Annotated in this window: 17 protein-coding genes and 1 pseudogene; 10 read left to right on the top strand and 8 right to left on the bottom strand. The window is 56.6% G+C overall.

The features are described from left to right. Positions 1-91: 91 nt before the first annotated feature. Positions 92-927, bottom strand: a pseudogene (locus tag PXT33_RS11950) (hypothetical protein). Here PXT33_RS11950 and PXT33_RS11945 point away from each other — a divergent pair. Together PXT33_RS11945 and PXT33_RS11940 are read left to right on the top strand one after the other, a co-directional pair. Further along, positions 826-1,254, top strand: coding sequence for a hypothetical protein (locus PXT33_RS11945; protein WP_347070561.1), 429 nt, complete (start codon positions 826-828; stop codon positions 1,252-1,254). The pseudogene PXT33_RS11950 and the gene PXT33_RS11945 sit on opposite strands and share 102 nt — an antisense overlap. A 223-nt stretch (positions 1,255-1,477) precedes the next feature. Beyond that, complete coding sequence (locus PXT33_RS11940) at positions 1,478-1,867, top strand: hypothetical protein (protein ID WP_347070330.1); 390 nt, start codon at positions 1,478-1,480, stop codon at positions 1,865-1,867. Here PXT33_RS11940 and PXT33_RS11935 read toward each other — a convergent pair. The 7 genes from PXT33_RS11935 to PXT33_RS11905 form a co-directional block, all read right to left on the bottom strand. Beyond that, a complete protein-coding gene (locus tag PXT33_RS11935) occupies positions 1,864-2,175 on the bottom strand; it encodes a hypothetical protein (RefSeq protein ID WP_405002386.1) in 312 nt (103 codons plus the stop codon). The genes PXT33_RS11940 and PXT33_RS11935 overlap by 4 nt on opposite strands. After that, a complete protein-coding gene (locus PXT33_RS11930) occupies positions 2,147-2,581 on the bottom strand; it encodes a plasmid mobilization protein (RefSeq protein ID WP_332376636.1) in 435 nt (144 codons plus the stop codon). Before PXT33_RS11930 ends, PXT33_RS11935 begins: the two co-directional genes overlap by 29 nt. Before the next feature lie 1,142 nt (positions 2,582-3,723). Further along, positions 3,724-5,127 carry a hypothetical protein gene (locus tag PXT33_RS11925; protein ID WP_015565849.1) on the bottom strand — a complete coding sequence of 468 codons (1,404 nt, stop codon included), beginning with the start codon at positions 5,125-5,127 and terminating at the stop codon, positions 3,724-3,726. 1 nt (position 5,128) lies between these two features. Then, a complete protein-coding gene (locus tag PXT33_RS11920; protein ID WP_015565850.1) occupies positions 5,129-5,923 on the bottom strand; it encodes a hypothetical protein in 795 nt (264 codons plus the stop codon). 11 nt (positions 5,924-5,934) lie between these two features. Next, positions 5,935-7,731 carry a heparinase II/III family protein gene (locus PXT33_RS11915; protein ID WP_015565851.1) on the bottom strand — a complete coding sequence of 599 codons (1,797 nt, stop codon included), beginning with the start codon at positions 7,729-7,731 and terminating at the stop codon, positions 5,935-5,937. A 14-nt stretch (positions 7,732-7,745) separates the two neighbouring features. Then, positions 7,746-9,008, bottom strand: coding sequence for a response regulator (locus PXT33_RS11910; RefSeq protein WP_015565852.1), 1,263 nt, complete (start codon positions 9,006-9,008; stop codon positions 7,746-7,748). Next, positions 8,983-10,800 (bottom strand): sensor histidine kinase, encoded by a 1,818-nt coding sequence (locus tag PXT33_RS11905; protein WP_015565853.1) that lies wholly within the window; start codon positions 10,798-10,800, stop codon positions 8,983-8,985. The genes PXT33_RS11910 and PXT33_RS11905 overlap by 26 nt, the downstream gene beginning before the upstream one ends. A gap of 344 nt (positions 10,801-11,144) precedes the next feature. Between PXT33_RS11905 and PXT33_RS11900 the strand changes: the two genes are divergently transcribed. From PXT33_RS11900 to PXT33_RS11865, 8 genes are all read left to right on the top strand, one after another. Beyond that, on the top strand, positions 11,145-12,464 hold the full coding sequence (locus PXT33_RS11900; protein ID WP_223388700.1) for a sugar ABC transporter substrate-binding protein: 1,320 nt from the start codon (positions 11,145-11,147) through the stop codon (positions 12,462-12,464). A 177-nt stretch (positions 12,465-12,641) separates the two neighbouring features. Next, the gene (locus PXT33_RS11895) at positions 12,642-13,568 is read left to right on the top strand and encodes a carbohydrate ABC transporter permease (protein ID WP_112090881.1); all 927 of its coding nucleotides are present in this window, start codon (positions 12,642-12,644) and stop codon (positions 13,566-13,568) included. A 17-nt stretch (positions 13,569-13,585) separates the two neighbouring features. Then, positions 13,586-14,446, top strand: a complete 861-nt coding sequence (locus PXT33_RS11890) for a carbohydrate ABC transporter permease (RefSeq protein WP_097778345.1) — start codon at positions 13,586-13,588, stop codon at positions 14,444-14,446. 73 nt (positions 14,447-14,519) lie between these two features. Beyond that, the gene (gene uidA / locus PXT33_RS11885; protein WP_332376634.1) at positions 14,520-16,316 is read left to right on the top strand and encodes a beta-glucuronidase; all 1,797 of its coding nucleotides are present in this window, start codon (positions 14,520-14,522) and stop codon (positions 16,314-16,316) included. A gap of 5 nt (positions 16,317-16,321) precedes the next feature. Continuing rightward, entirely contained in the window at positions 16,322-17,446 is a 1,125-nt protein-coding gene (locus PXT33_RS11880) for a glycoside hydrolase family 88 protein (protein ID WP_405002385.1), read from the top strand. A gap of 34 nt (positions 17,447-17,480) precedes the next feature. Next, entirely contained in the window at positions 17,481-19,169 is a 1,689-nt protein-coding gene (locus PXT33_RS11875; RefSeq protein WP_332376631.1) for a DUF2264 domain-containing protein, read from the top strand. A gap of 190 nt (positions 19,170-19,359) precedes the next feature. Further along, entirely contained in the window at positions 19,360-22,374 is a 3,015-nt protein-coding gene (locus PXT33_RS11870) for a glycoside hydrolase family 2 TIM barrel-domain containing protein (protein ID WP_332376630.1), read from the top strand. A gap of 395 nt (positions 22,375-22,769) precedes the next feature. Beyond that, on the top strand, positions 22,770-24,329 hold the full coding sequence (locus tag PXT33_RS11865; protein WP_332376629.1) for a recombinase family protein: 1,560 nt from the start codon (positions 22,770-22,772) through the stop codon (positions 24,327-24,329). The last annotated feature ends 546 nt before the right edge of the window (positions 24,330-24,875 follow it).

The following is a 24,875-nucleotide window of genomic DNA, read 5'->3' as shown; positions in this document are numbered from 1 at the left end:
AAGTTCCATTTTTATCAGGCGCAAGAGCGCGGATGTTTTCCGCCCTGCACTTGCGGCTGGTGGCTCGTTGATGGCTTACAAGTGCCTGTCGTTATGCGATTTCTTTATCGTTCAGCATTTCTTCAAACTGTGCCATATACGCTTTGTGTTGCTTGAGGATTTTTAGCGTTTCAGTTTTGGCGTAGGAATCGTCCGGTAGCTTAGGCAAGTATCTCGTCAAAAAATCAAAGTCCTGCTGAATCCGCCGGACAGCGACTTCCAGCGCTGAGTAGTTGATTCCAGAGTAGTGTGAGTAGCTCGACTGCGGAGCCGAACGGTCTTCCGGGTGCAGAATCTCGTGCACGATCTGCTTGCGGTTCGGAAAATCAGCTCTGGCGAGGCGGTGCATATCGGCATCACGGACTTTGAATTGCCCGGACAGGATCTTTTCTTTTGTACCGGGCATCATCTGCTCCATGATCTCCACGCCCCGCATGAACTTTTCAGAACGGGCAACGTAGGATTCGCTGACATTGTTCCGCTCCGCAATCTGCTTACGGACGCTGTTTTCCGTAGCAGTGGGAGGAATTGTGTCATTTTGACACAATTCCTCCTGAACAGGTTCTTCGGTAGTAACCGTATACTGGTTGTTGCCGTTTCCACCGGGCTTTCGATGCTCCACACTGTACTGCTTTCCAATGAGGAACTTCTTCTGCTCCGGGTTAAATTGCGCCGCCCCAGCTGATTCTTGCAGATCCAAGCGAGAGCTTCCTCACGATTTGCAAAGCGGAGCGGCATGGTAGAAAAGTAGATTTCGGGATGCTTCTGAAGAATCGCATAACGATTGTGACCGTCAACAAGTGTATTGTTCCACACGATCAAAGGAGAGAGCAGCTTGCCCGCTTTCAGGATATTTTCTTCAAGCTGCTTGAATTCATCATCGGTCAGAGGGGAAATCTGGGACTGAAACTCCGGGTCGATTTTCAAGTTGATCATACGCACACTCCTTTATCTCTCCTGCTGCGCCTGTTCTTCCTCCCGGAAAAAGGACGCAACATTCTGCTTTGCGGTTTTCAGCTTGAGCAGTTCTTCCTTGGCTTCCTTGTACTGCTCGTAGAACTTCGCCTTTTCGGATGCCAACTGCGCATACTCGGCTTCCAGCTTTTTCGGGCTGGGCAGCTTGGTAATGTTGTTTGCCTTGAAATAGGCTGCTGCCGCCCGGTACGCTGTCAGCTCTGCACGGTGTTGCTAAAACGCTGGGATAACAATGTTTAAGGTCAAATAAATAGTTAGGATGGAAAATGTTTTTGGAGTATGTTATTATTAGGTCAAAAGTGGCCGTCGCATATGTGGAGGATGACGAAATGGACTATCGGATAAGCGAAAAGCGTGCTCTGAAAAAGCTAGGTATAGATGATTTCAGACATCTTACGAAAGCAAATGTTGTTCAGTTGGCGTCGATGGTAGATAAAATGGAGCCGGAAGTTGCCAAAAAGCATTGGAGCAGTTCCCTGAATTTTCTGGGACAGTTAAAACAATTCTCCTTGATTACAAGGAATTGCTGAATCGAGCTATAGATTCAGATAACGAGAGTCTAAGAAGTACATATGAAACATACAACTCAATAATAATGGCACTACAAACAGAATTAGACAAAGATACCTTATCTTTCGATGAGCGAAAATATATTATCGAACAAATGAAAGATATTGCCAATGCTGTGGATAAAAAAGACTCTGAAAATAAAAAATGGTTGACTAAGATGGCGATGATAGCAGGAGTTACTGTAGTTGGTGTTGCAGCGGTACTAGGGAGTGTTCTGGGAACAAATACCAACTTTCAGCAAATCGACACAGATAACGCAAATACAGATGATGAAAACGATTAAATAATATCGGCCAGATAATCGTGTCTTTTTAGGAAAATCCATTTGTAAAGCGGAGACAAGACTGGTGACATGCCTATATCACCATGCTGGGTATTCTTACCATACTTGCGGTTTGCCAGCAGACAGGCTGTTGCAAACGAGAAATCGCCACACTCAAGGGTGTCGAGGATGTACGATTCTCGCAGCATGGGGCGGCCTTGCTTGTCCAGAATTACCTTGCCGGAAAATTCATCGTGCTGGTAAACGAGGTACGCTTCGATGGCGGTGTAGTCCGAGTTTTTAGAGGCGATATGCTTGAGCGTTGCCATACAGTTCACCCAGAACTTTCTCGGCGTGCAGCCGGAATGCAGTCAGGTCTGCAAGTTCGTCAAGGAGTTTCGCCCGGATCTGCTCGGTGTCTGCACCGCCGGAATTGAAGTGCCTTGCAAGCTGGTTGAGATTGCTGCCCACCTTGCTGCACTGGGCAAGCAAAGTGGAAACAGCGGTCAGGGTTTCTTCTCCGCCACCAGCAACGATGACTGTTTTCTCGATCTTGACGTTGTGAATGGCACGGCGGATAAAAGTGGAGAGGGAGAGATTCAGGAGTTTGCAAGTGAGTTCCAGTGACGCTTTTTCCTCCGTTGTCACACGGAACTTGATGACGTGCGTTTTGTTGTTCGGCGTGTCGTGGTGCTGGGAATTGCTAGGGGTCGATTGAACATTCGTTTTGTTCATTGTACCTCCTGTCTGTTCGATAACTCCTCGGTGAAGTTATGTAAAACACGACACGCCGTTGCTGTTCGCACCGTCAGGTGCGAACCATGAGCAGGGTTTGGGGTGGGACCGCGTTTGCGAAGCGCAGCGCAGCAATGAAAGCCCCAGTGGGGCTTTTAAGCGGCAGAACGGTCTGCGATAGCAGATGGAGGGGCCTAGCCCCGACAAGTTCAACAAATGTTTCCGAATTGTTAAGACGCAAAAATAAGTAGAGAGTTCCGCTGCTCATGTAATGGGGTCACCGTTTGCTCCGAACGAAGTTCCTGCCCCTGTTTGTGCAGCGGCGTTGTCCGGCTCGCCCACAGAAAGTGTGAGGTTGTGGCGCAGTATCACGTTCAGACGGCTTATGAAGGATTCAAGGTTCGGTATGAAGAAAGCCGGGCACAGCGCGGACACTACGTCCTACTTCTTTCAAACACAAGAATAACACTTTGAAGTTGTACAGTCAACAACTAAAAACAAATTTTGGAAGATTGAACAACTACATAAGATTTTATTTGTGAAAAAGAAAAATACCGCCCACGCAGCGCAGCGATGGATTTTGTCGGGTGAATCGGCGGCAAAATGAATCGGGTGTGTTGCGGGGCGGTAAATTCTTCGTGGACTTTTCCTCACGGAAGTGGTGGGTCTCACGGTGATAACCAACCACTTTCTGTGGCTGTGTTCAAAATGAACACGACCACATCTTGTGGATGGTTTCAAACCAATCCACAAAATCAGTGAGATTTGTGACAGAGAATATCATGTTTCGCAAGGTGCGTCAAGATGATTTTGAAAAATTTATGACGGTAAAGCATAAGAAGTCTTACTATTTGGCTCAAATTGAAGTCTACTTGACTTTTTTATTGAAGAGATGTCCGTTTTATGCTGCTGCATCTGTAACAGCCTGACGATAAGCACTTGCAGCGTTGTTATTTTATTCAACTGGCTGGGGGATAGTCCTCTGCATCGGGCGAAGTATTCCTCAGTACGGTTTCCACCGCGCACAGAGCAATCTTGGCAAGATTCAGCGTGGTATGGGGATTCATGGCGGTATGCCTCCGTCTATTTTTCTGTGTATAGAATACCACATAAACAAAAAGAGAACGGACGGTCGTTTCTGTTTACGAATTGAGCGCCTGCCACAACGCATCTGAAGCATCAAACACTGCCACGCTGTACCCGGCAAAGCGGCTCTGGATATCAACAGTCTGGCTGCCATCGGCGGCAGTGTTGTAGCTGCCCAGTTCCAGCCCGGAAAGGGCGGGCTGGCTGCGCCACGGGATAAGCTTTGTCTGCCATTCCGCGCCCAGCTTTTCGCTCAGTGCCCCATAGGCCTGTTCGAAGCCCTCCGGGTCATCCAAGATCCAGATTTTGCTCTCGCCGTTGGCAAGGTCGGTGTTCATCTGGGTGGCACCGGCCATCTGACCGTTCATGTCGGTCAGGGCGGCATCGGCGCTCCATGTGTAGTTGTTCACCTGCACCACCACAGTCCCGTCGCCGTTGGCGTCCTCCGCATAGTCTGCCAGCGCAGTCTGCAGGCGCTGCACGGCCTCGTCCGGCAGGGCCTCCGCCGTGACTACCGCCACGGTGTAGTCCGGGTCTACGGTAGTCAGCAGGCCGTGCGCCACATACGCTACGCCCACAATGACCATTGCCGCCACCGCCACGATGCCCCAGTTGTAATACCACCAGTTGGCGCGGGAGCGCTTTTTCTGCTCCTGTGCGGTCAGGGGCTTATCCGGCGCTGCCGGGCGCGGGATGCTGCGCACCTCTACGCCGTATTCCTGCCGCAAAACCGGGAACAGGGTCTGCATCGCTGCCAGCCCCGGCAGCCAGAAGCCGAACAGCACCGCCCAGAACACGCTGACCGGGAACAGCAAGATCATGCCGCCGATGCCCGCCAGCATGAGAACGCCTGCCAGGACGCAGCGCGCCGGGGCGACAGCCAGCAGCCTGCCCGCCCGGCGCAGCAAGCTGTCCGGGGCGGGCAGTTGCAGCGGCAGAACGGCAGCGCAAAGCGTAGCCAGAACCGCCAGCACCAGAAAATCCAGCGCCAGAAAAACGAGAATGGCAAGCCCGGGGTAATACCCCTGCTGCGCGGCGGCTTCAAACACAAAGGCCGATACAAAGCACAGCAGCCCCAGCACCAGCGTGCCAATGCAGCCAAAGCCGCAGGCGGCTTTCCAATGGGCGGCTAGGGTCTGCTTTGCCCGGGGCAGCCACTGGGAGGGGTCGTTCTGCAAGCTGCGCAGAGCGCAGTCTGCCAGCAGCACCATGGCAGGGCCGGTCAGCAGACCGGTGACCGCACTGCACACCACCGTCAGCGGCAGGGAGAGCAGGGTTACGCCCAGCGAGACCCCCAGTGCGGCAGGCAGGCAGAGCACGCAGACCATCAGGTTCGTGCCCAGCAGCTGGCCGAGGTCGCGGCCGACCATCTGGCAAAAGCGTGCAAAGCCTTTTTTCTCCGGCTCGTTTGGGCCTACGCCGTGGCCGTCCCGCCCATAAAGGGCATTGTAGATGCTCATTTTACTTCACCTCGGTGCCAAAGGCTTCGATTTGGGTCAGCGCCGGGAAGGGGGAAGTCCCCTCGGCCTGAATCAGATCCTTCAGCACAAGGCTGCGCACCCGCTTGGGCTCAAAGGCCACGCTCTGGGGTTTGGCGCTTTTCACCAGCGGGATGTCCAGCTGGCTGCCATCAGAAAATTCCACCGTGGCCTTTACCCAGTAGTTGTCGTGGGGGAAATCTGCCCGCTCGGTGATGCGCAGCTCATCCAGCAGTACTTCCCGGCCAAAATCCAGCGTCAGGGCTGCGTTCGGGTCGCGGTTGATGCCCCAGCTCTGGTAGGGATACTCGCCGTGGGCGCTGTTCTCAAAAATGCCGTCGATGGCGTTGCGGGCGGCAAACACCGCCTCGCCGCGCGTTTCTACGTTGGCGCTGGCGTGGGGATAAAAACCGGTGTCGCCATGCTCGTCATAGCAGTTGAAGGCCAGATTCCGCCGGGCGGCAATCTCTTCCGGCAGTGCCAGCCGTGCCCGGATAACGTGACGGCTGCCCGCAAAGCTCTTGGGCGAGTAGGTGATGGCCTGCTCCCCGAAGGGAATGTGGAAGTTGATCTCCCGCTTGACCACATACACAAGGGCTTCGGGCATGGTGTCCTCGAACTGGATGACGCAGTACTGCCCGGGATGGTCGATCTCCAGCGCCACCCGGTCGCCGGGCTTGTAGCAGTTGGTGTAAACAAGGGATACGGCGGTGTCAGCGTCACAGGTCATCAGGGTGTGGCCGGCTTCGTCCAGAATTTTCAGCTTGATGGTTTCCATGGCAGTTCTCCTTAGTACAGTTCGAGCTTCAGCATTTTTTGGAAATGCAGGGTGATCTTATAGATCGTTTCCGGCCATGCGGTGCGCAGGCGCGGGTCGGTGATAGGCACCGCCGTAACAGCAGCCGTTGCGGCGTCCGGGTCAAAGCGGATGCCGCCCAGTGTGCCCACCGCAAAGCCGTCCGCAGTGGGGACGGGTTGCTGCTCGGTGAGCAGGGTCAGGTCTACTGTGCCGGGATAGTCTGTTTCGTCCCGCAGGGTGATGCCCTGTTCGCTGACAGATACGCTGCGGCGGTAGGTGGTAAGCCCCGGGATGGGCGGGTACGCGCCCGCCAGTTCGCCGGTGATGCTATTTTCCTCGGTGCACACCTCCCGGGCAGCGTATTCCGCGCCGGGCAGCTGCTGCACGCCGTCAAAGGTGGGCAGGTTGTGCCATGCGCTCTGCATCGTCCAGATCTCATACCGCTGAGGGCTGAAGGTCTTTTTGGTGTAGCTCTCCACTCCGATATCGATGAGAAACGGTCTTCCGTCCTTGTACACGGTAATGCTGCCGGTATCGTTGTGGTTGTGGCTGTCGCCGTTGGAGCCAAACTTTGCACCCAGCACCCAGCTGCCCTGCCGTGCGGCATAAATGCCTACACTGGGGTACCATACTGCAGAACGATGCTGGGGAACTGCGGCGTATTCCATCAGTTCCTGCTCGGCAAAGGCGGTGGTCAGCCGGTACCACAGGTTGATGTGGGTGCTGCCGTCCGGGTTCTGCAAATGGTCGGGGTCGGCATCGGCGCGGAAATCTGCCGCCGCAAGGGCCTGCAAAGCATCGCTGCCTACGGCCTGTCCAAAGCGGTATTCCCGTGCACCGCAGCGCCCGGCCAGGGGGCTGCAATCGCCAAAGTTCAGATAGTAAGGTCCTTCCACATGGACATTGCAGATGTACTCCGCGATATTTTTGATCTTTGTTTCTCTGAATAGCGGGCGGAAGGCCTCCGGCGCAACGTTGGATAAAATTTCAAGACAGCCCCACAGGGTCAGTCCGGCGTGGCGATAATACTGCGCACCCTCGTTGCAGCAGCCGTCCGCGCCGTAGTCCTTCAAAAAGCAGTCGAGGCTGTAGGCTGCCTGCTTGACGGCAGCTTTTCGCTGCTGCTGGGTGGTGGGCAGCAGAAAAACGGTGAGCAGCACATTCTGAGTGCACCAGCTCGTCCAGTTACACATAGGCTCTTCGCCGTTGCCCATCCACCAGAAGTGGCTTGTAAAATAAGGCGTCAGGATGCGGGCGTCCAGCTCCCGCTCCATCCTCGCCGTGATGCCCGGCGCGGCAGTATCCAGCTCATCGGGCAGTAAGTACCGGGTCAGCGCCAGAAGCGCGCCGGTCTCGGCGGCAAATAAATCCACGATGGGGCGGGTGGTGTCCGGCAGGGGCAGCTGCGGGGTGTCTCGCACATAACTGTTGTGGGCGGGCAGCTGCCATGCACTTTCCTCGCAGATCGCCCATACGGTATCGGCAATTTCATCCAGAAAGCGCCCTTTGTGCTCCACACACTCGGCACTTACCAGCGCGCACAGCCGCGCCCGGCGGGAAAAGTAAGCCGTCTCCCATGGGGTGCGCCGCCCAGTGTGGGTGAAATCCAGCCAGAGCGAGAGCGGCAGGGGCGCAATGGGCGTTTGCAGCGCGGCTTCCCCCGCCTGCAAAAAGCGCTGCTTTGCCCGCAGGGGCAGCCCCTGCCATGCGGTGTGCTCTTTGACAGGGGGAAAGGGCCGGTAATCGGGAAGAAATTCCGGCAGATGAGCAAGCTGTTCCTGTATCATAAAAGCCTCCGATTTTAAATACTTTGCTGGTATTCCCGCGGGCTGAGCCCCGTGACCTTTTTGAATACCTTGGAAAAATAGAAAGCGCTCTCGTACCCCAGTTTCTCAGCGATCTCGTATACTTTCAAATCGCCCTGTTCCAGCATCTCTTTTGCCGCAGCGATGCGGGTCTCGGTGATGTACTCCACAAAGCCGCTGTCGCCGTATTTGCCGAACAGCTGGCTGAGGTAGTTGGGCGAAAAATTGAATACAGCCGCCACATCGGCCAGCGTCAGTTTTTCCGAAAGATGATTCTTAACATACTCCTGCACCTGTGCCACCACCTGCATCTTCCCGGCGGTGGCGTCGCCCTCGTTGACCTCCACGAACTGGATGGGCTGCTCCACCGTGAGCAGGGGCTGTAGGTGGGCGTTTTCCCGGCAGCGGCGCGCCAGCCCCAGCAGGGAGCCGGTGGGGCGTCCTACCGCCCAGAGCAGCCGTACCGTGAAATAGTTGTATAGAATTTGGCTGGCGCGTTCCAGCAGCGGGCGCAGTACCGTCCGGTATTTTTGGCACTGGGCATCGGTCAGGCAGAAAAGCACATTGCAGCGCATGGCATCCGCCCCGGTCACATAGCAGGGCAGGTAGTTTTGCAGGGTGGTCTCCAGCATCCGCCCGCAGGAAAAACTCAGCTTCAGCTGCTGGGCGGGGGTAAGGGCGGTGTTGGCGATGATCTCGCAGCTGGCTACAAGGTAGGCGTCGCTTGCAAGGTTCAGCTCCATGTGCTGCAAAGGCTGCTCCAATGCGGCTTCGTCCGGGAACAGCCCGGCGTACAACCGCACGAAAAAACGCTCCTGATAGCTGCGCACACTCTCGGCAAGATTTTCCTGTGCTGACAATTCGCCCAGCAAAGCACGCTCCTTTTTTACCTTTTCGGCGGCCTTGGCAAGGGCGGTTTGCAGGTTTTCGGGGGTCAGGTCCAGCTTGACCAGATAATCCACCACTCCGGCACCCATGGCCTGCTTGATGTAATCAAATTCTTCAAAGCTGGTCAGCATGATAAAGGCGGGCAGGGCGTTGCGCTCCCGGCAGGTGCGGGCAAGGGTAAGCCCGTCCATCACCGGCATTTTTACGTCGGCAATGACGATATCCGGCTTCTCCCGCTCAATGAGTTCCAGCGCCAGCTTTCCGTTGCGGGCGGTGCCGCAGACGGTATAGCCCAGCTTTTCCCATTCCAGCATCCCCTGCAGGCCGATGAGCACCAGCGGCTCATCATCCACCAGTAATATCCGCAGCATGGGTGTCTCCTTTCTGTTGATAGGGCAGCCGGATGGTGACCTCGGTGCCCACGTCCTCTTCACTTTCAATGGTCAGGCCGTAACCCTCGCCAAAGGAATACCGGATGCGGCGGTTCACGTTCCACAGGCCGACATGACGGAACTTTTCAGCCTTTTCGGCACCCTCGGCGGGCTCGTCCAGAAGGTGAGCTACCTGCTCCGGCGGCATGCCCACGCCGTCATCGGTAATGCGCAGCAATACGTCCCCGGTATCCGGGTCGGTGGAGATATCCAGCAGCACGCTGCCGTGGCCGCCCTTGGGTTCCAGCCCGTGGAAGATGGCGTTTTCCACCAGCGGCTGCAAGGTGAACCGGGGAATCATGCAGTCCCGGCAAAGGGTCTCGCTTTCAATGCGGGAGACCTCAATCTCCAGGTCGCCGCCGTAGCGGTACTGCTGGATGGTAAAGTAATCGTTGAGCAATGCCAGCTCCTCCTGCAAAGGCACCAGCTTCTGGGTGCCTTTGGAGATGCTTTTGGTCAGCCGTGCAAAGGCGGTGACCATCTCGGCAATGCCGGGCGCGTGCTGGATGGTAGCCATCCAGCGGATGCTGTTGAGGGTGTTGTAGATAAAGTGCGGGTTCACCTCGTTTTGCAGCATCCGGTATTCCAGCTCCTGCTTGCGACGTTCGTCCTCCACCCGGCGGGTCATCAGGCTGTCCACGTTTTCAGCCAGCTGGTTGATGCCCCGGCCGATGTCGCCCAGCTCGTTGTTCCACTCCACCGTGCGGTCGGGGGCAAAGTTGCCGCTGCCCACGGTTTCGATGCGCTTTTGCAGCGCCTCCACCGGGCGGGTGATGACCCGCTCCAGCCAGTGCTGCATCAAAAAGCTCAGTCCCCAGATGATGGCAGTGCCAAGGGCGACCAGCCACAGGTACACGCCGTAGTGCAGCAAAAAGGTATTTGCGGGCAAAAGCTGTACCAGTGCCGCGCTGCGGCCGTTCAGTGTTACCTTGACTACATAATACTTCTGGCCGTCCAGCTGCACCTTGCCCTGCCATGCGGTCTGCTCTGTCACGCCGTTATTGCTGCCGGTGCGCAGGGTGTAGTCCACCTCCCGCAGCGGATTTTCAATCTCGGTCAGGCTGCCGTTTTCGATCTGCCACAGGCGGCTGCCCATCTCCCAGTACAACGCGCTGCCGTCGGTCAGGCTGTAACCTGCTGCCGGGTCGGTGATAATGGCGGTATCCAGCGCAAGGTAGGTGCTGCCCCGGTGCAAGGTGCCCTTGCCGCAGCGGACAGGCTGGCTGATGGCGATGCAGCTCGGACTGCCGGGCAGCAGCGGGTCGGTGGCGAACTGCATCCCGTACCCCTTGGTGAGAAACTGCTTTACGCTGGTGCGGTTGAGCGCCGCCGAGGAGTTCAGCGGGCCAAACTGCAAATGCCGGTCGTTCTCATTGGTAACAAAAAAGCGGAGGATATGGCTGTACAGGGTGCTGGAATAGTATTTTTCCTGCATGGCTTCGTAGGCGGCAATGGTCTGGGTGCCGTTGATATTTTCCTGCGAGATGTACCGCCGCACGGTGCTGTCAATGGAAGCCCAGTTCAAAAGAGCATCGGCGCTTTCCAGACTGGTCTCGATGGAGGTAGCCACCAGCCGCAGGTTGAACTCTGCCGCCTGCAGGGAGTTGGCACGCACATATTGGTTGGAGAGAATGAACAGCGCCGCGCCCACGGCCAGAGAGGTAAGAAAGGTAAAAAAGCGCATTCCCCACACGATCTGCCGCCGCAGCGGGAAACGGTGGCTGCTCTTCATAACGGTGCCTCCTTTCTGGTGACAGTTTGCATTCTTTCCTTTATACAGTACTGATTCCGGCGCGGTTTGTCAACGGCTTTTTTCATGAGAATTGTGTACTTTATATGCTTCTTTCTCTCGTCACGGATGCAAACTGTGCAAGAGAACAAGAAAGTGCAGACTCCAGTGTAAGAAAGTACATCTTTTTTTAAAAGATACAGAAAAACTGCAACTCTTCCCGGAATTTTTCCATTCCGGTTTTTGCGTTTGTGCGGTATCCTAGTGTCAACAAAAGCGAGCGGCTCCCCGGCACGGGGGAGGCCGCTGCACAGAACAAACACACTGCCCTGAAGGAGGACACACTTATGAAAAAGATCTCTCGTCGTTCGTTCCTTACCGCTGCCGCTGCCTGCGGCGCAGCTGCTGCCCTGAGCGCCTGTGGCGGCTCTTCTGCAAGCTCCACCGCTGCTTCCTCCACTGCCGGTTCCACCGCTGCTTCCGCAGCCGCAGGCCCTGTTACCCTGCAGTGGTCGGTGTGGGATAAGGAGTCCACCCCCTACTGGCAGGCCATGGCCGACGGCTACATGGCAAGCCACAAGGACGTGACCATCGAGATGGTGGATCTGGGCTCCAGCGATTACATGACCGTTCTGGCCACCCAGCTGGCTGGCAGCGCCGATCTGGATATCGTGACCATCAAGGATATCCCCGGCTACGCAAACCTGATCAATTTGGACTACCTCAAGCCCCTGAACGAGGTACTGACCCGCGACACTGGCGATTTCAACGGCACCATCGAGCAGCTGACCACCGACGACGGCAACTTCTACGCCGTGCCCTTCCGCAGCGACTTCTGGGTGCTGTACTACAACAAGGATCTGTTCGATAAGGCCGGTGTGGAGTATCCCTCCAATGACCTGACGATGGAAGATTACGATGCTCTGGCACGCAAGATGACCAGCGGCTCCGGCGACACCAAGGTCTATGGCTGCCACTACCACACCTGGCGCTCCGCCGCTTCTCTGTTCTCCATTCTGGACGGCAAGAACACCATCATCGACGGCAAATACGACTTCATGAAGCCCACCTACGATATGGTCATTGCCCAGCAGAAGGACGGCATCTGCATGGACTACGGCTACCTCAAGACCTCTTCTCTGCACTACTCCGCAGCCTTTGAGAACCAGCAGTGCGCAATGGTCAACATGGGCAGCTGGTTCATTTCCACGCTGGAAGCTTACATGAAGGATGCTGAGACCAAGTTCAACTGGGGCATCGTCAAGTATCCGCACCCCGCTGGTGCAGAGGCTGGTTCTACGCTGGGCACTGTGACCAGCCTGGCCATCAACGCCGATTCTCCCAAGGCAGAGGCCGCTGCCGACTTCATCAACTGGTGTGTCTCTGAAGAGGGCGCACAGGCCATTGCCAAGACCGGCACCTTCCCGGCCTGCGGCTCCGCTGCTACCGCCGAGATCATCAAGTCCACCGAAGGCTTCCCCGAGGACAGCAACTCTGTGGATGCACTGACCACCAGCAACGTTTATCTGGAGATGCCCTACACCCAGTACGCATCTGATATCGAGACCATTCTGAACGCCGAGCACGATGCCATTATGACCATGAGCGAGACCGTGGACGAGGGCATCCAGAACATGAACGATCAGGTTCCCGCAGTTCTCGGCTGATAAAGCGTTTTCCGCAATGGTTTGCGGTTCTCCTTCTTCATTGTTTTCAATCCCCATTCATTTTCCGATGGACGAGCATCGGAAAAAAGCCCTGTCCGAGCGGGGCGGGTATGCACAGCGCCCGCCCCGCTCATTTTTTGGAAAAACTGTTATACTTCCGGGAAAGGAGGCTCTTTTATGGCGAGTGCTGCTGTCCAGAATAAAACTCCCCGTAAAGTGCTAAAAAAATCGACCCGCGATTCCCTGATCGCGTATTCCTTCATTGCGCCAAACTTCATTGGCTTCTGCGTGTTTACGCTGGTGCCCATGGTGTTTGCCATTGCGCTGGCTTTCTGCGCATGGGACGGCCGCCACGCCATCGAGTTTATCGGTCTGAAGAACTTTGTAAAACTCTTTACCACCGATAAAATTTTTCAGGCGGCGCTGAAAAATACCATCGTCTACGTCATTGGCACGGTGCCGCTGACGCTGGCCTGCTCGCTGGCCATGGCTGTGCTGCTGAACCAGAACGTGAAGCTGCGCAACTTCTTCCGCACCGTGGCGTTCTTCCCTTACGTTGCTTCGCTGGTGGCGGTGGCAGCGGTGTGGAACATGATCTTCAACCCCTCCATGGGCCCCATCAACATGATCCTGAACCAGTTCTTTGGCGTGGCGGTGGAAAACCTGCCCCGCTGGGCTGCCGGTAAGGACACCGCTATGATCACGGTCATCCTGTTCAGCGTGTGGAAGAACATGGGCTACTACATGGTCATCTATCTGGCAGGCCTGCAGGGCTGCAACCCGGACCTGAACGAAGCCGCCGAGCTGGACGGTGCAAACCGCTGGCAGCAGTTCTGGCACATCACCCTGCCGCAGCTGCGCCCCACCACCTTCTTTGTGGTCATTATGCTCACCATCTCCGGCTTCAAGGTCTACGACCAGATGTACATGATCACGCAGGGCGGCCCCGGCACTGCTACCATGACGCTGGTGTACTACATCTATAATGTGGCCTTCGTCAATACCCCGAAATACGGCTACGCAAGTGCCATTGCCATGGTGCTGTTCGTACTGGTGCTGATCGTTACCATCATCCAGTTCCGCGGCTCCAAGGGCGATAACTGAGAAAGGAGGAAGAAACCATGGCAACCGCTGTTATTAAAGACCACGCTTCCCAGAAGCGCCGCAATTTCATCTCCAAGTTCCTGATCTATTTCTTCCTCATCGTCATCACAGCTTGTATGCTACTGCCTTTTTTGTGGATGCTGTCCTCCTCCTTTAAGCTGAATAAGGACGTGTTCGGCTTCCCCATCCAGTGGATCCCCAAAAATCCCCGCTGGCAGAACTATGTGGACATCTGGACCCAGATCCCGCTGCTGACCTTTGTGAAAAACACGGTCAAGATCACCGTGGTGGTCACCCTGTTGCAGCTGTTTACCTCCTCCTTTGCAGCCTACGCCTTTGCAAAGATGCAGTTCAAGGGCAAAAACGTGCTCTTCCTCGGCTACATTGCCACCATTGCAGTGCCTTGGCAGGCCTACATGGTGCCCCAGTTCATGATGATGAGCTCGTGGCATTTGAACAACACCCATCTGGCCATTATGTGCCTGCAGGCCTTCAGCGCCTTCGGCGTGTTCCTGATGAAGCAGTTCTACGAGGGCGTGCCCACCGAGCTGTGTGAGGCTGCCCGCATTGATGGCCTGAGCGAGTACGGCATCTGGTGGCACATCATGCTGCCCCTCAGCCTGCCCGCCCTGTCCACCCTGACCATCTTCACCTTCGTGAACACATGGAACGACTTCCTTGGCCCCCTGATCTACTTGACCAAGACCGAACTCAAGACCATCCAGATTGGTCTGCGTATGTTCATCACCCAGTATTCTGCAGAGTACGGCCTGATCATGGCGGCCTCTGTGGTGGCACTGATCCCGGTGCTGATCGTGTTCCTCTCCCTGCAAAAGTACTTTGTGCAGGGCGTGGCATCCACCGGCATCAAGGGCTAAACAAATCACCCGTAAGCGGGGCGTGGGCAGTACCCGCGCCCCGCATTTTTTGCAGAAATAGAGGGAAAGCGTTATGTTATATCCTGAACAGAATGAAGCGCGCTTGAAGCTGAGCCTTGACGGCACATGGGCGTTTGCGCTGGGCAGCTGCGCGGAAACCCAGTTCGACCCCGCAAAGCCCCTGCCGGACGCCCAGCCCATCGCGGTACCTGCCAGCTACAACGACCAGAACGACCAGACCACCGCCCTGCGCCGCCACTACGGCTGGGTGTGGTATCAGCGCAAGGTCACCCTGCCCGCCTTCTGCGCCGGGCAGCGGGTGGTGCTGCGGTTCGGCTCGGTGACCCACACGGCCAAGGTCTGGCTGAACGGCCAGCTCATTGCGCAGCACAAGGGCGGCTTTACCCCCTTTGAAGCGGACGTCACCGCTCTGCTGCAACCCGGCGAGACCGCACTGCTGACCGTAGCCTGTGACAACCGGGTGAACCACAGCACCCTGCCTGTGGGCAACGAGGACGGGCAGCTGGCCTTCTTTGGCTCGGACAACGCGGGTATCCCCAGTGTGGAGGCTGCCAAGCGTGCCGCCGCACCCCAGAACCGCCCCAACTTTGACTTTTTCAACTATGCGGGCATCCATCGCCCGGTGGTGCTCTACACCACCCCTAAAGAGTACATCGAGGATGTGACCATAGTGCCCGCCGTGGACGGCACGGTGCAGTACGCGGTAAAAACCACCGGCAGCGCACCTGTCCGTGTCACGGTGCTGGATGCTGACGGCAACGCCGTTGCAAGCGCCGAGAGTGCAGAAGGCACGATCACCATCCCGGAAGTGCATCTCTGGGAGCCCAGACCCGGCACGCCCTACCTGTACACCCTGCATGCCACCTGCGGGGCAGATGTCTACGACCAGACCTTTGGTGTGCGCAGCATTGAGGTGCGGGGCACACAGGTGCTTTTGAACGGCAAGCCGCTCTATTTCAAGGGCTTTTGCAAGCACGAGGACTTTACCGCCCATGGCCGAGGCTTTGACCCGGTGCTGAACGTGAAGGATGTGAACCTGATCCACTGGGCAAACGCCAATGCCGTGCGCACCAGCCACTATCCCTACGCCGAGGAGTTCTACGACCTGTGCGACCGGGAGGGCATTCTGGTCATGGACGAGACCCCGGCGGTGGGCATCGGCGGCGGGGCAGCGGTGAACCCCTATAAGGAATACCCCCTTGCGGAGCATCACCGGCAGGTGCTTGCCGAGATGATCCATCGGGACAAAAACCACCCCTGCGTGGTGCTGTGGAGCCTTGGCAACGAGCCGGATCTGGAGCACTTCCCGCAGGATGCCTACGATTACTGGCACCCGCTGTATGAACTGGCGCATCAGCTGGACCCGCAGAACCGCCCGGTCACCCTCGTCTGCTGCCAGAACGACTATACGAAGGATATTACCACCCGCACCATGGATATCGTCTGCATCAACCGCTACTACGGCTGGTACAACCTTTCCGGCGACATGGACGCTGCCTGCTACGGCTTGAATCAGGAACTGGATTTCTGGGCAGAGCAGCACAAGCCCGTGATGATGAGCGAGTACGGCGCAGACACTGTGGCAGGTCTGCACACCGCCGGAGCCGAGATGTTCAGTGAGGAGTTTCAGGTGGAGTTCTACCACCGTCTGGATGCAGAGTTTGACAAGCGCCCGTGGTTTGTGGGAGAATTTGTCTGGAACTTTGCAGACTACGACACCGTGCAGGGCCCCATGCGGGTGGACGGCAACAAAAAAGGCCTGTTCACCCGGGACCGCCGTCCCAAGCTGGGTATGCACTTTTTGCGCCAGCGTTGGCACGATATCCCAAACTTTGGATTTAAGGAGTAATCACGATGAAAATCTACCAGAATCACGCCATGACCGACGCCGAGGCACGGCAGGCACTGGCCGATGCCTGCAAACAGGTGGAGACCAATCTGCCCCTGTACACCTACCAGTGCCAGAACCATTCCAGTGTGAACGATATCTACCCCGGCTGCGCCAATAACCAGTGGACCTGCGGCTTTTGGCCCGGTGAGATCTGGCTGGCCTATGAGGCCACCGGGGAGGAAAAATTCAAGACCGCCGCCCTCATTCAAGTGGACAGCTTTGCGGATCGCATTGCCCGCAAGGTGGAGGTGGACCACCACGATATGGGCTTTTTGTACAGCCCCACCTGCGTGGCAGCGTGGAAGCTGGTGGGCAGCGAAACCGGCAAAAACGCCGCCATTGCCGCCGCCGACCAGCTGCTGACCCGCTACCAGCCCAGCGGAAAGTTTTTGCAGGCATGGGGCACTATGGATGACCCCGGCAACTACCGCTATATCATTGACTGTATGCTCAACGTGCCGCTGCTGTACTGGGCAGCGCAGGTGACTGGTAGTGACCACTACCGTGAGATCGCCGCCGCCCACACCGCTACCACGCTGGCAAACTCCTTCCGGCCGGACGGCAGCACCTACCACACCTTCTTTATGAACCCGGACGGCACCCCCAAGGGCGGCCGCACCTGTCAGGGCTATAAGGACGACAGCTTCTGGGCACGGGGACAGGCGTGGGGCGTGTACGGCAGCGCCATTGGCTACACCTACACCCACGACGAAAAGTTTTTGGATGTGTTCCGCAAGGCGCTGGAATTTTTCCTTTCCCGCCTGCCGGAGGATATGATCCCCTGCTGGGATATGCTCTTTGCCCCGGAAAGCGGCGAACCCCGGGATTCCTCCTCCGCGGCCATCGTGGCCTGCGGCCTGCTGGAAGCCGCCAAATATGTCGGCGAGGCTGAAGCTGCCCAGTGGCGCACGCTGGCCCGGCAGATGCTGGCTAGTCTGACCGCAAACTATGCGGTAAAGCCCGGCACCCTCGGCTCCGGCCAGCTGCTGCATGGCACTTACAGCAAAAAAGCCCCTACAACACCTGCACCCCGGAGGGCGTGGATGAATGCACGAGCTGGGGCGATTATTTTTACATGGAGGCGCTGACCCGCCTGACCAAAGACTGGGAGATGTACTGGTAATGAACTTGCAGACCAAAGCGGATTTTACCGCACTGATGCACAAATTTCTCGACCCGCTCAAGCCTTATTATTCCGCAGGCTGTGCCCGGCTGCATCTGGGCGAGACGGGCGTGACCTACAACCAAAATGCCATTGAGCTGGAAGCCTTCAGCCGCCCGCTGTGGGCGCTGGTGCCCTTCTGGGTGGGCGGCGGTTCCGACCCGGAATTTGAAAAAATCTACCGCAAGGGTCTTGCCGCCGGCACCGACCCGGAAAACCCCGAATACTGGGGCACCACCGGGGAGTACGACCAGTGCTATGTGGAGATGGCGGCTATTGCCTGCGGCATCCTCACCGCACCGGAAAAGCTGTGGACCCCGCTTTCTGATACCGAAAAACAGAACCTTGCCGCATGGCTGGGGCAGATCAACGCCCACACCATCCCGGACTGCAACTGGCAGTTTTTCCGCATCCTTGTAAACCTTGCCCTGAAAAGCGTGGGGATGCCTTACAGCCCGGAACTGCTGGAGGATGGCCTTTGCAAAATTGACAGCTATTACAGCGGCGACGGCTGGTCCACCGATGGCGCCTCCGTGCAAAAGGATTACTACATCCCGTGGGCCATCCAGTATTACGGACTGCTCTACTCTAAATTTGCCGCCGACACCGACCCCCGGCGTGCTGCACTCTACCGCCAGCGCGCCCAGCTGTTCGCGCAGCAGTTCGTCTATTGGTTCGATGCCAACGGCGCAGCCCTGCCCTTTGGCCGCAGCCTGACCTACCGCTTTGCCCAGAACAGCTTCTGGGCGGCCTGCATCTGGGCAGGGCTGGAGCCGCTGCCCCTGCCGGTAATGAAGGGCCTTATCGTCCGCAACTTCAACTGGTGGCTGGGGCAGAAAATGTTCGACCGGGACGGCATCCTGACCATCGGCTACTGCTACCCGCAGATGTACATGGCCGAGCGGTACAACGCCCCCGGCAGCCCCTACTGGGGCATGAAGAGCTTTTTGCTGCTTGCTTTGCCGGATGACCACCCCTTCTGGTCTGCCGAAGCCGCGCCCATGCCCGCATTGGAGCGGCTCAAGCCCATGCCATACGCCAATATGCTGGTGCAGCGCCGGGCGGGGCGGGTAACGGCCTATGCCGCCGGTGTCAACGAGGGCCACGGTCACGGACAGTTCCCGGAAAAGTATGCAAAATTTGCCTACGATACCCGCTTTGGCTTCTGCGCCTCCCGCAGCCGGGAGGTGCTCAATCAGGCCGCGCCGGACAGTATGCTGGCCTTTGTCATCGACGACAACGTGTTTGTGCGCAAGGTGAGCAAAACGTGGGAAATTGAAGCCGGGGCTGTGACCGCGCAGTGGTCGCCCTTCCCCGGGATTGAGGTGACCACCACTATCACTCCCACGGCCACCGGCCACCGCCGCCACCATGAAATTGACAGCAGTTTCGACTGCGAAGCCTATGACTGCGGTTTTGCCGTGCCCAATTTTACACCGGGCTACGCCGAAAGCGCGGAAAACGATACCGCCGAAGCCCATTGCGACACCCTGTGCTGCGCCGTGCGCGGCAGGGGAGAAGCAGTGGTCATCGGCTGCGACCCTAACACCAGCCTGTACTTCACCAATGTCCATCTGCCCGCCGTGAAGTACCACATCCCCAAGGGACACACGGTGCTGGACACCGAGGTCTTTGACGAAGCAAACTGATGCCGCTTCTTTCTATAGCAGTTTGCGTTTTTAATGCACAAGCAACATCCGCAAACTGCATATCGCAAATATGCCGTTTTGATAGGCACTATTTTTGAAAATTGCGATAGAAAAACAGTCGTTTTTGTGCGGCTGTTTTTCTTATATTCTGTGCTATAATGAGAGCAGAAAATGCTGCGAGGTGACATTTATGCCTTTAAATAATCCTATCACATCGGCGCTTCTGGCCGACCCGGAAATTTTCCAGCAGAACCGTTTGCCCTTCCACGCTCATTTTGCAGACCAGACAAGCCCGGAAATGCCGTTGGCCGTCAGCTTGGATGGCGAATGGGCTTTCCACTATGCGGAAAACCTGACTGCGCCTTTCTCAGACTGGGACACCCTGACCGTGCCCGGCTTCATCCAAATGCAGAGCCTGCAAAAGCCCGGCCAGCCCTACGGCACGCCCCATTACGTCAACACCCAGTACCCGTGGGACGGCCATGAAAAGCTGCACCCCGGTCAGATTCCGCAGGATTATAACCCCATCGGGGAATACCAGCGCAGTTTCACCCTGCCGGAAAGCTGGGCAAGCTGCTATCTGCACCTGAACGGCGCGGACAGCGCTGCCGCCGTCTGGTGCAATGACGTTTACATCGGCTACACCGAGGATACCTTCACTCCCGCTGAATTTGACATGACCGCCGCCGTCCACCCCGGCGAAAATACCCTGACGGTACAGGTGTACCGTTTCTCCTCCGGCAGCTGGCTGGAGGATCAGGATTTCTGGCGCATGAGCGGCTTGTTCCGCTCTGTGGAGCTGTTCACAAAGCCGGAAATTCACCTCGAGGATGTCTTTGTGAAGCAGGATTTTGCCCCGGACTTTTCCAGTGCCACTGTCACCTTTGATTGCAAGGTCAGCGGCGCGGGCACCATCTCGGTGGTGTTTGATGGCGAGGAGCAGTCTGCTGAGGTGGGCGAACCTGCCGAATACGACAGCGGTGTGGTGTTCGGCAAGGGCGAGGCCGACCCGGACGTGGAAGAGGACGTGCAGGATGTCTCCTTCACCTTTACGGTGGAGCATCCCACCCTGTGGAGCGCCGAGCAGCCGAACCTGTACGAAGCAGAAATTGCCCTGCTGAACGAGGGTGCTCTCGTGGAGCGCACCGGATTGAAAGTCGGCTTGCGTAAGTTTGAGCTGAAAGAACGCCAGATGCTTTTGAACGGCAAGCGTATCGTGTTCAAGGGTGTCAACCGCCACGAGTGGAGCTGCCGCACCGGCCGCACCGTCAGCCGGGAAGAGATGCTGTGGGATGTAAAGAACCTGAAGGCCCACAACGTCAACGCCGTGCGCACCAGCCACTACCCCAACGACCCCTATTTCCTGTCCCTCTGCGATGAATACGGCCTGTATGTCATCGGGGAGACCAATCTGGAGACCCACGGCACATGGCAGAAGCTGGGTGCGGACGGCTCGGACGAGTGGACGCTGCCCGGTGCCCGCCCGGAGTGGCGGGAAAATGTGCTTGCCCGCGCCGAAGCCATGCTGGAACGGGACAAAAACCACCCGGCCATCCTCATTTGGTCTTGCGGCAACGAGAGCCACGGCGGCAAGACCCTGTGGGAGATGAGCGAGTATTTCCGCAACACCGACCCCAGCCGCCTTGTGCACTACGAGGGCATTTTCTGGAACCGGGAGTACCCCGCCACCTCCGATATGGAAAGCCAGATGTACACCCCGGTGGCAGACATCAAAAAGTTTCTGGCAGAGCACCCGGAAAAGCCCTTTATCATGTGCGAGTACAGCCACGCCATGGGTAACAGCTGCGGCGGCATCACCGACTACACCGAGTATGCCTACGAAGAGCCCCTGTATCAGGGCGGGTTTATCTGGGAGTACATGGACCACGGCATTGCAGTGACAAGCCCGGACGGCAAGCCCGGCTTTGCCTATGGCGGCGACTTCGGCGACCGCCCCACCGACCGGGAATTCTGCGTGGACGGCCTTGTGCTGCCCGACCGCCGTAACACCCCCAAAATGGACGCCGTCAAGGCGGCCTACGCACCGCTGAAGATCACCCTGACCGACACGGAAGCCGTGATTGAAAACCGGAATCTCTTTACCGACCTGAACGCCTACGACCTTGTGTTTGCGTCCTCGGTCAACGGCAAGCCGGAGCGCCGGGCGGTGCTGCGGGCAGACTGCAAGCCGGGCGGGACGGAGCACATCCCGTTTCCCTTTGCCTTACCGGAGGCTGGGCTTGCCTGCATGACCGTTACCGCCATCCAGCGGGCTGCACTGCCCGGCATCCCGGCGGGCTATGAAGCCGCTTTGGGGCAGGTATGGCACAACTACGCCGTCGCCCGGCTGACCCTGCCCGCCCCGCAGCTGGTGGAGATGGACTGCAACGTCGGCGTAAAGGGCGAGGGCTTCGAGTACATCTTTGGCCGAGGCAAGGGGCTGGTGTCCATCCGCTATAACGGCGTGCAGCTGCTGGACGATACCGTGCGCCCCAATTTCTGGCGTGCGCCCACCAACAACGACGAGGGCTGTGCAGAGCCGTTTACATTTGCCTTCTGGAAAACCGCCGGTCTCTACGCCCGCTGCGATAACCTGACCGCTGAAACAAAGGGCGATTTCGTCATCGCCCGCGCAAACTACACCCTGCCAGATGGGCAGACGCTGCCCATTGATTTTGCCATTGACGGCGCAGGCCGCTGTGATATCACCATGACATGGCAGGGCACGCGCACTGAGCTGCCGGAGTTCGGTCTGCTCTTCCCGCTGCGTCGGGAGCTGACGGAAGTCTCCTATCTGGGTCTTGGCCCCCGGGAGACCACCGCCGACCGCACTGCAGGCGGCAAGATGGGTGCGTGGAACTACAACGTCCGGCAGGATTTTGCCCAGAACACCCCGGTCTACCCGCAGGAGTGCGGCAGCCGCACCGGCGTGTACAGTGCAACTGTCACCGGCAGCGGATTGAATATAGGCATCGGCTTTGCAGGGGACGGCATGACCTTCTCGGCGCTGCCCTACACGCCCCATGAACTGGAAAACGCCCGCCACCTTTACGAGCTGCCCCGGGACGACAATAAGACGGTCGTCCGCTGCGCTGCTTTCCAGCGCGGCGTGGGCGGCGACAACAGCTGGGGCGCAAAGCCCCATGCAGACGCCTGCTTTGCGGTGGAGAAGGGAACCTCGTTCCGTTTTACGATTCAAAAATAAAAATTTACTTGGCTAAAGTGGTGGGTATCATCGTGATACCCACCACTTTGGTCTTATTGCGAAACCGTAACAAGACAAAAATCAGCGCAATATTCAAATAGTATATTTGCGATATGCAATCCAACGTTGTAGCTGCTGCATTAAAAAGTTGAATTTTTATGGTTTATGGAGAAATAAGGAATTGTGTCAAAATGACACAATTGCTCCGGGCACCTTCATAGAACCATGGAATGTGAATATTTTGCTTTCATAGGAGTTCATGTTTTTTACTGAATCTCGTGAAAAGCGTATAAAAAGCTTGCAATCATCTGTAAAATGTGGTATATCCATTATACGAAACATTGCTTTAAAAGAACACTCCACCGTTCAATGATGTGTAAAGTGAGGTGCCTGCCATGACCGCCGTGATCTATGCCCGCTATTCATCGGATAACCAGCGCGAAGAATCCATTGAAGGCCAGATTCGTGAATGCACTGCCTATGCGGAAAAGAACGGCATCACCATCGTCAAGCACTACATTGACCGTGCTATCTCTGCCAAGACGGACAACCGCCCGGAGTTTCAGCAGATGATTAAGGACAGTGACAAGAAGCTGTTTGACATCGTGCTGGTCTGGAAGTTGGATCGTTTTGCCCGGAACCGCTACGACAGTGCCCGGTACAAGACCCAGCTGAAGAAGAACGGTGTCAAGCTCATGTCTGCCACCGAGATCATCTCCGAGGGACCGGAGGGCATCATTCTGGAATCGGTGCTGGAAGGTTATGCCGAGTATTATTCCGCTGACCTGTCTGAAAAGGTCATTCGTGGCATGACCGAAAACGCACTGAAGGGAAAGTTCACTGGCGGTGCCATTCCCTTTGGCTACATCATCAACGCAGACCACCGCTTTGAAATCGACCCGTTGACTGCTCCCTTTGTGGCAGAAACCTTCCAGCGGTACAACGATGGCCAGACCATGCGGGAAATTCGGGATTGGCTGAACGAAAAGGGCGTCAAGAACCAGCGTGGCGGGCTGATGACCTTCAACACCATTCAGCATATGCTGAACAATCGCCGCTACATCGGGGAGCTGAAATATCGTGATGTTTTGATTCCCGATGCGATTCCCTCCATTGTGTCCGCAGAGCTTTTCAACGATGTGCAGGAAAAGATCGCCAAAAACAAAAAAGCCCCTGCCCGTAGAAAGGCAGAGGATGACTACCTGCTCACCACCAAGCTGTTCTGCGGCTACTGTGGGGCGTTGATGTTTGGCGAAAGCGGCACAAGCCGGACGGGTGAAGTCCACCGCTACTATAAATGTGCCACTGCCAAAAAGCACAAGGGCTGCAAGAAAAAGACCGTCCGCAAACAGTGGCTGGAAGATCTGGTGGTCAACCAGACCATGCAGCTTGTGAAAGACGATGCCGCTATGGAATCCATCATCGCCAAGGTGATGGAACTGCAAAACAAGGAGAATACCAACATTCCCCTTTATAAAAAGCAGCTCCGGGATGCAGAATCCGGTATCCAGAATATGCTCAATGCGATTCAGGCCGGTATCCTGACCAGCTCCACCAAGGAGCGGTTGGAGCAGCTGGAAGAAACCAAGCGTGAGCTTGAAGCACGCATTGCGGAAGAAAAGCTGGCGAAGCCGAAAGTGACCGAAGAATTTATCAGGTTTTGGCTGCTGCGGTTCCGTAAGCTGGACATGAGCCTGAAAGACCAGCGGCAGGCACTAGTGGATACCTTCATCAATGCGATTTACCTGTATGATGATAAGGTTTTGATAACCTTCAACTATAAAGAAGGAACACAGACCGTCACCTTTGGGGAAGCGGCAGAAGCCGCATCAAAGGGAAATGGTTCGGATTTGGATTGCTTTACTGCACCACAAGGAAGACAGCTTTTGATAGCTGTCTTTTTTGTTTTACACGGCAGTTTCCCTTTAGCAGTAACCGCGGATAAGAGGACTTGAACAGCACGGCCCCACCGCAGGCGGGGCAACAAAAGCCCCAGTGGGGCTTTTGTTAGTGCGCGGTTCCCAACCTGTAGGAATGTCTACCGGGAGGCAGACTGTCTACTGTCTTTTTTGTTTTACACGGCAGTTTCCCTTTAGCAGTAACTGCGGATAAGAGGACTTGAACAGCAACGACGACGACCGCAGCCAGCGGCTGAAACAGGGAGGAGTTGTTGGGGCCGCGTTCTGATTTTTCAAAGCCCTGCCAAGGGGCTGCAGAAAAATCAGCAAACGCAACCCGTAAGGCCCTGACCACCAGATTCCGCTGCGGTGCCCAACCCGTAGGAATGTCTACCGGGAGGCAGACTGTCTACTGTCTTTTTTGCTTCACCCAATAATTCCCCTTTCGTAGTAACAGTGGATAACATGGATATCGGCTGCGTGGAACTGCTGCTCCGGGATGGGAGAAAAATTTCCATTGACAAAAACTGCCGCTCACCTGCGTAACGGAACGCAGGCGGGCGGCGTTTTGCACTATCGGCTCTGAGACTGCCGGAAATTACA

The sequence above is a fragment of the Faecalibacterium taiwanense genome (assembly GCF_036632915.2).
Lineage (GTDB): Bacteria > Bacillota > Clostridia > Oscillospirales > Ruminococcaceae > Faecalibacterium > Faecalibacterium taiwanense.
This window is presented reverse-complemented; position numbering and strand designations above follow the sequence as displayed.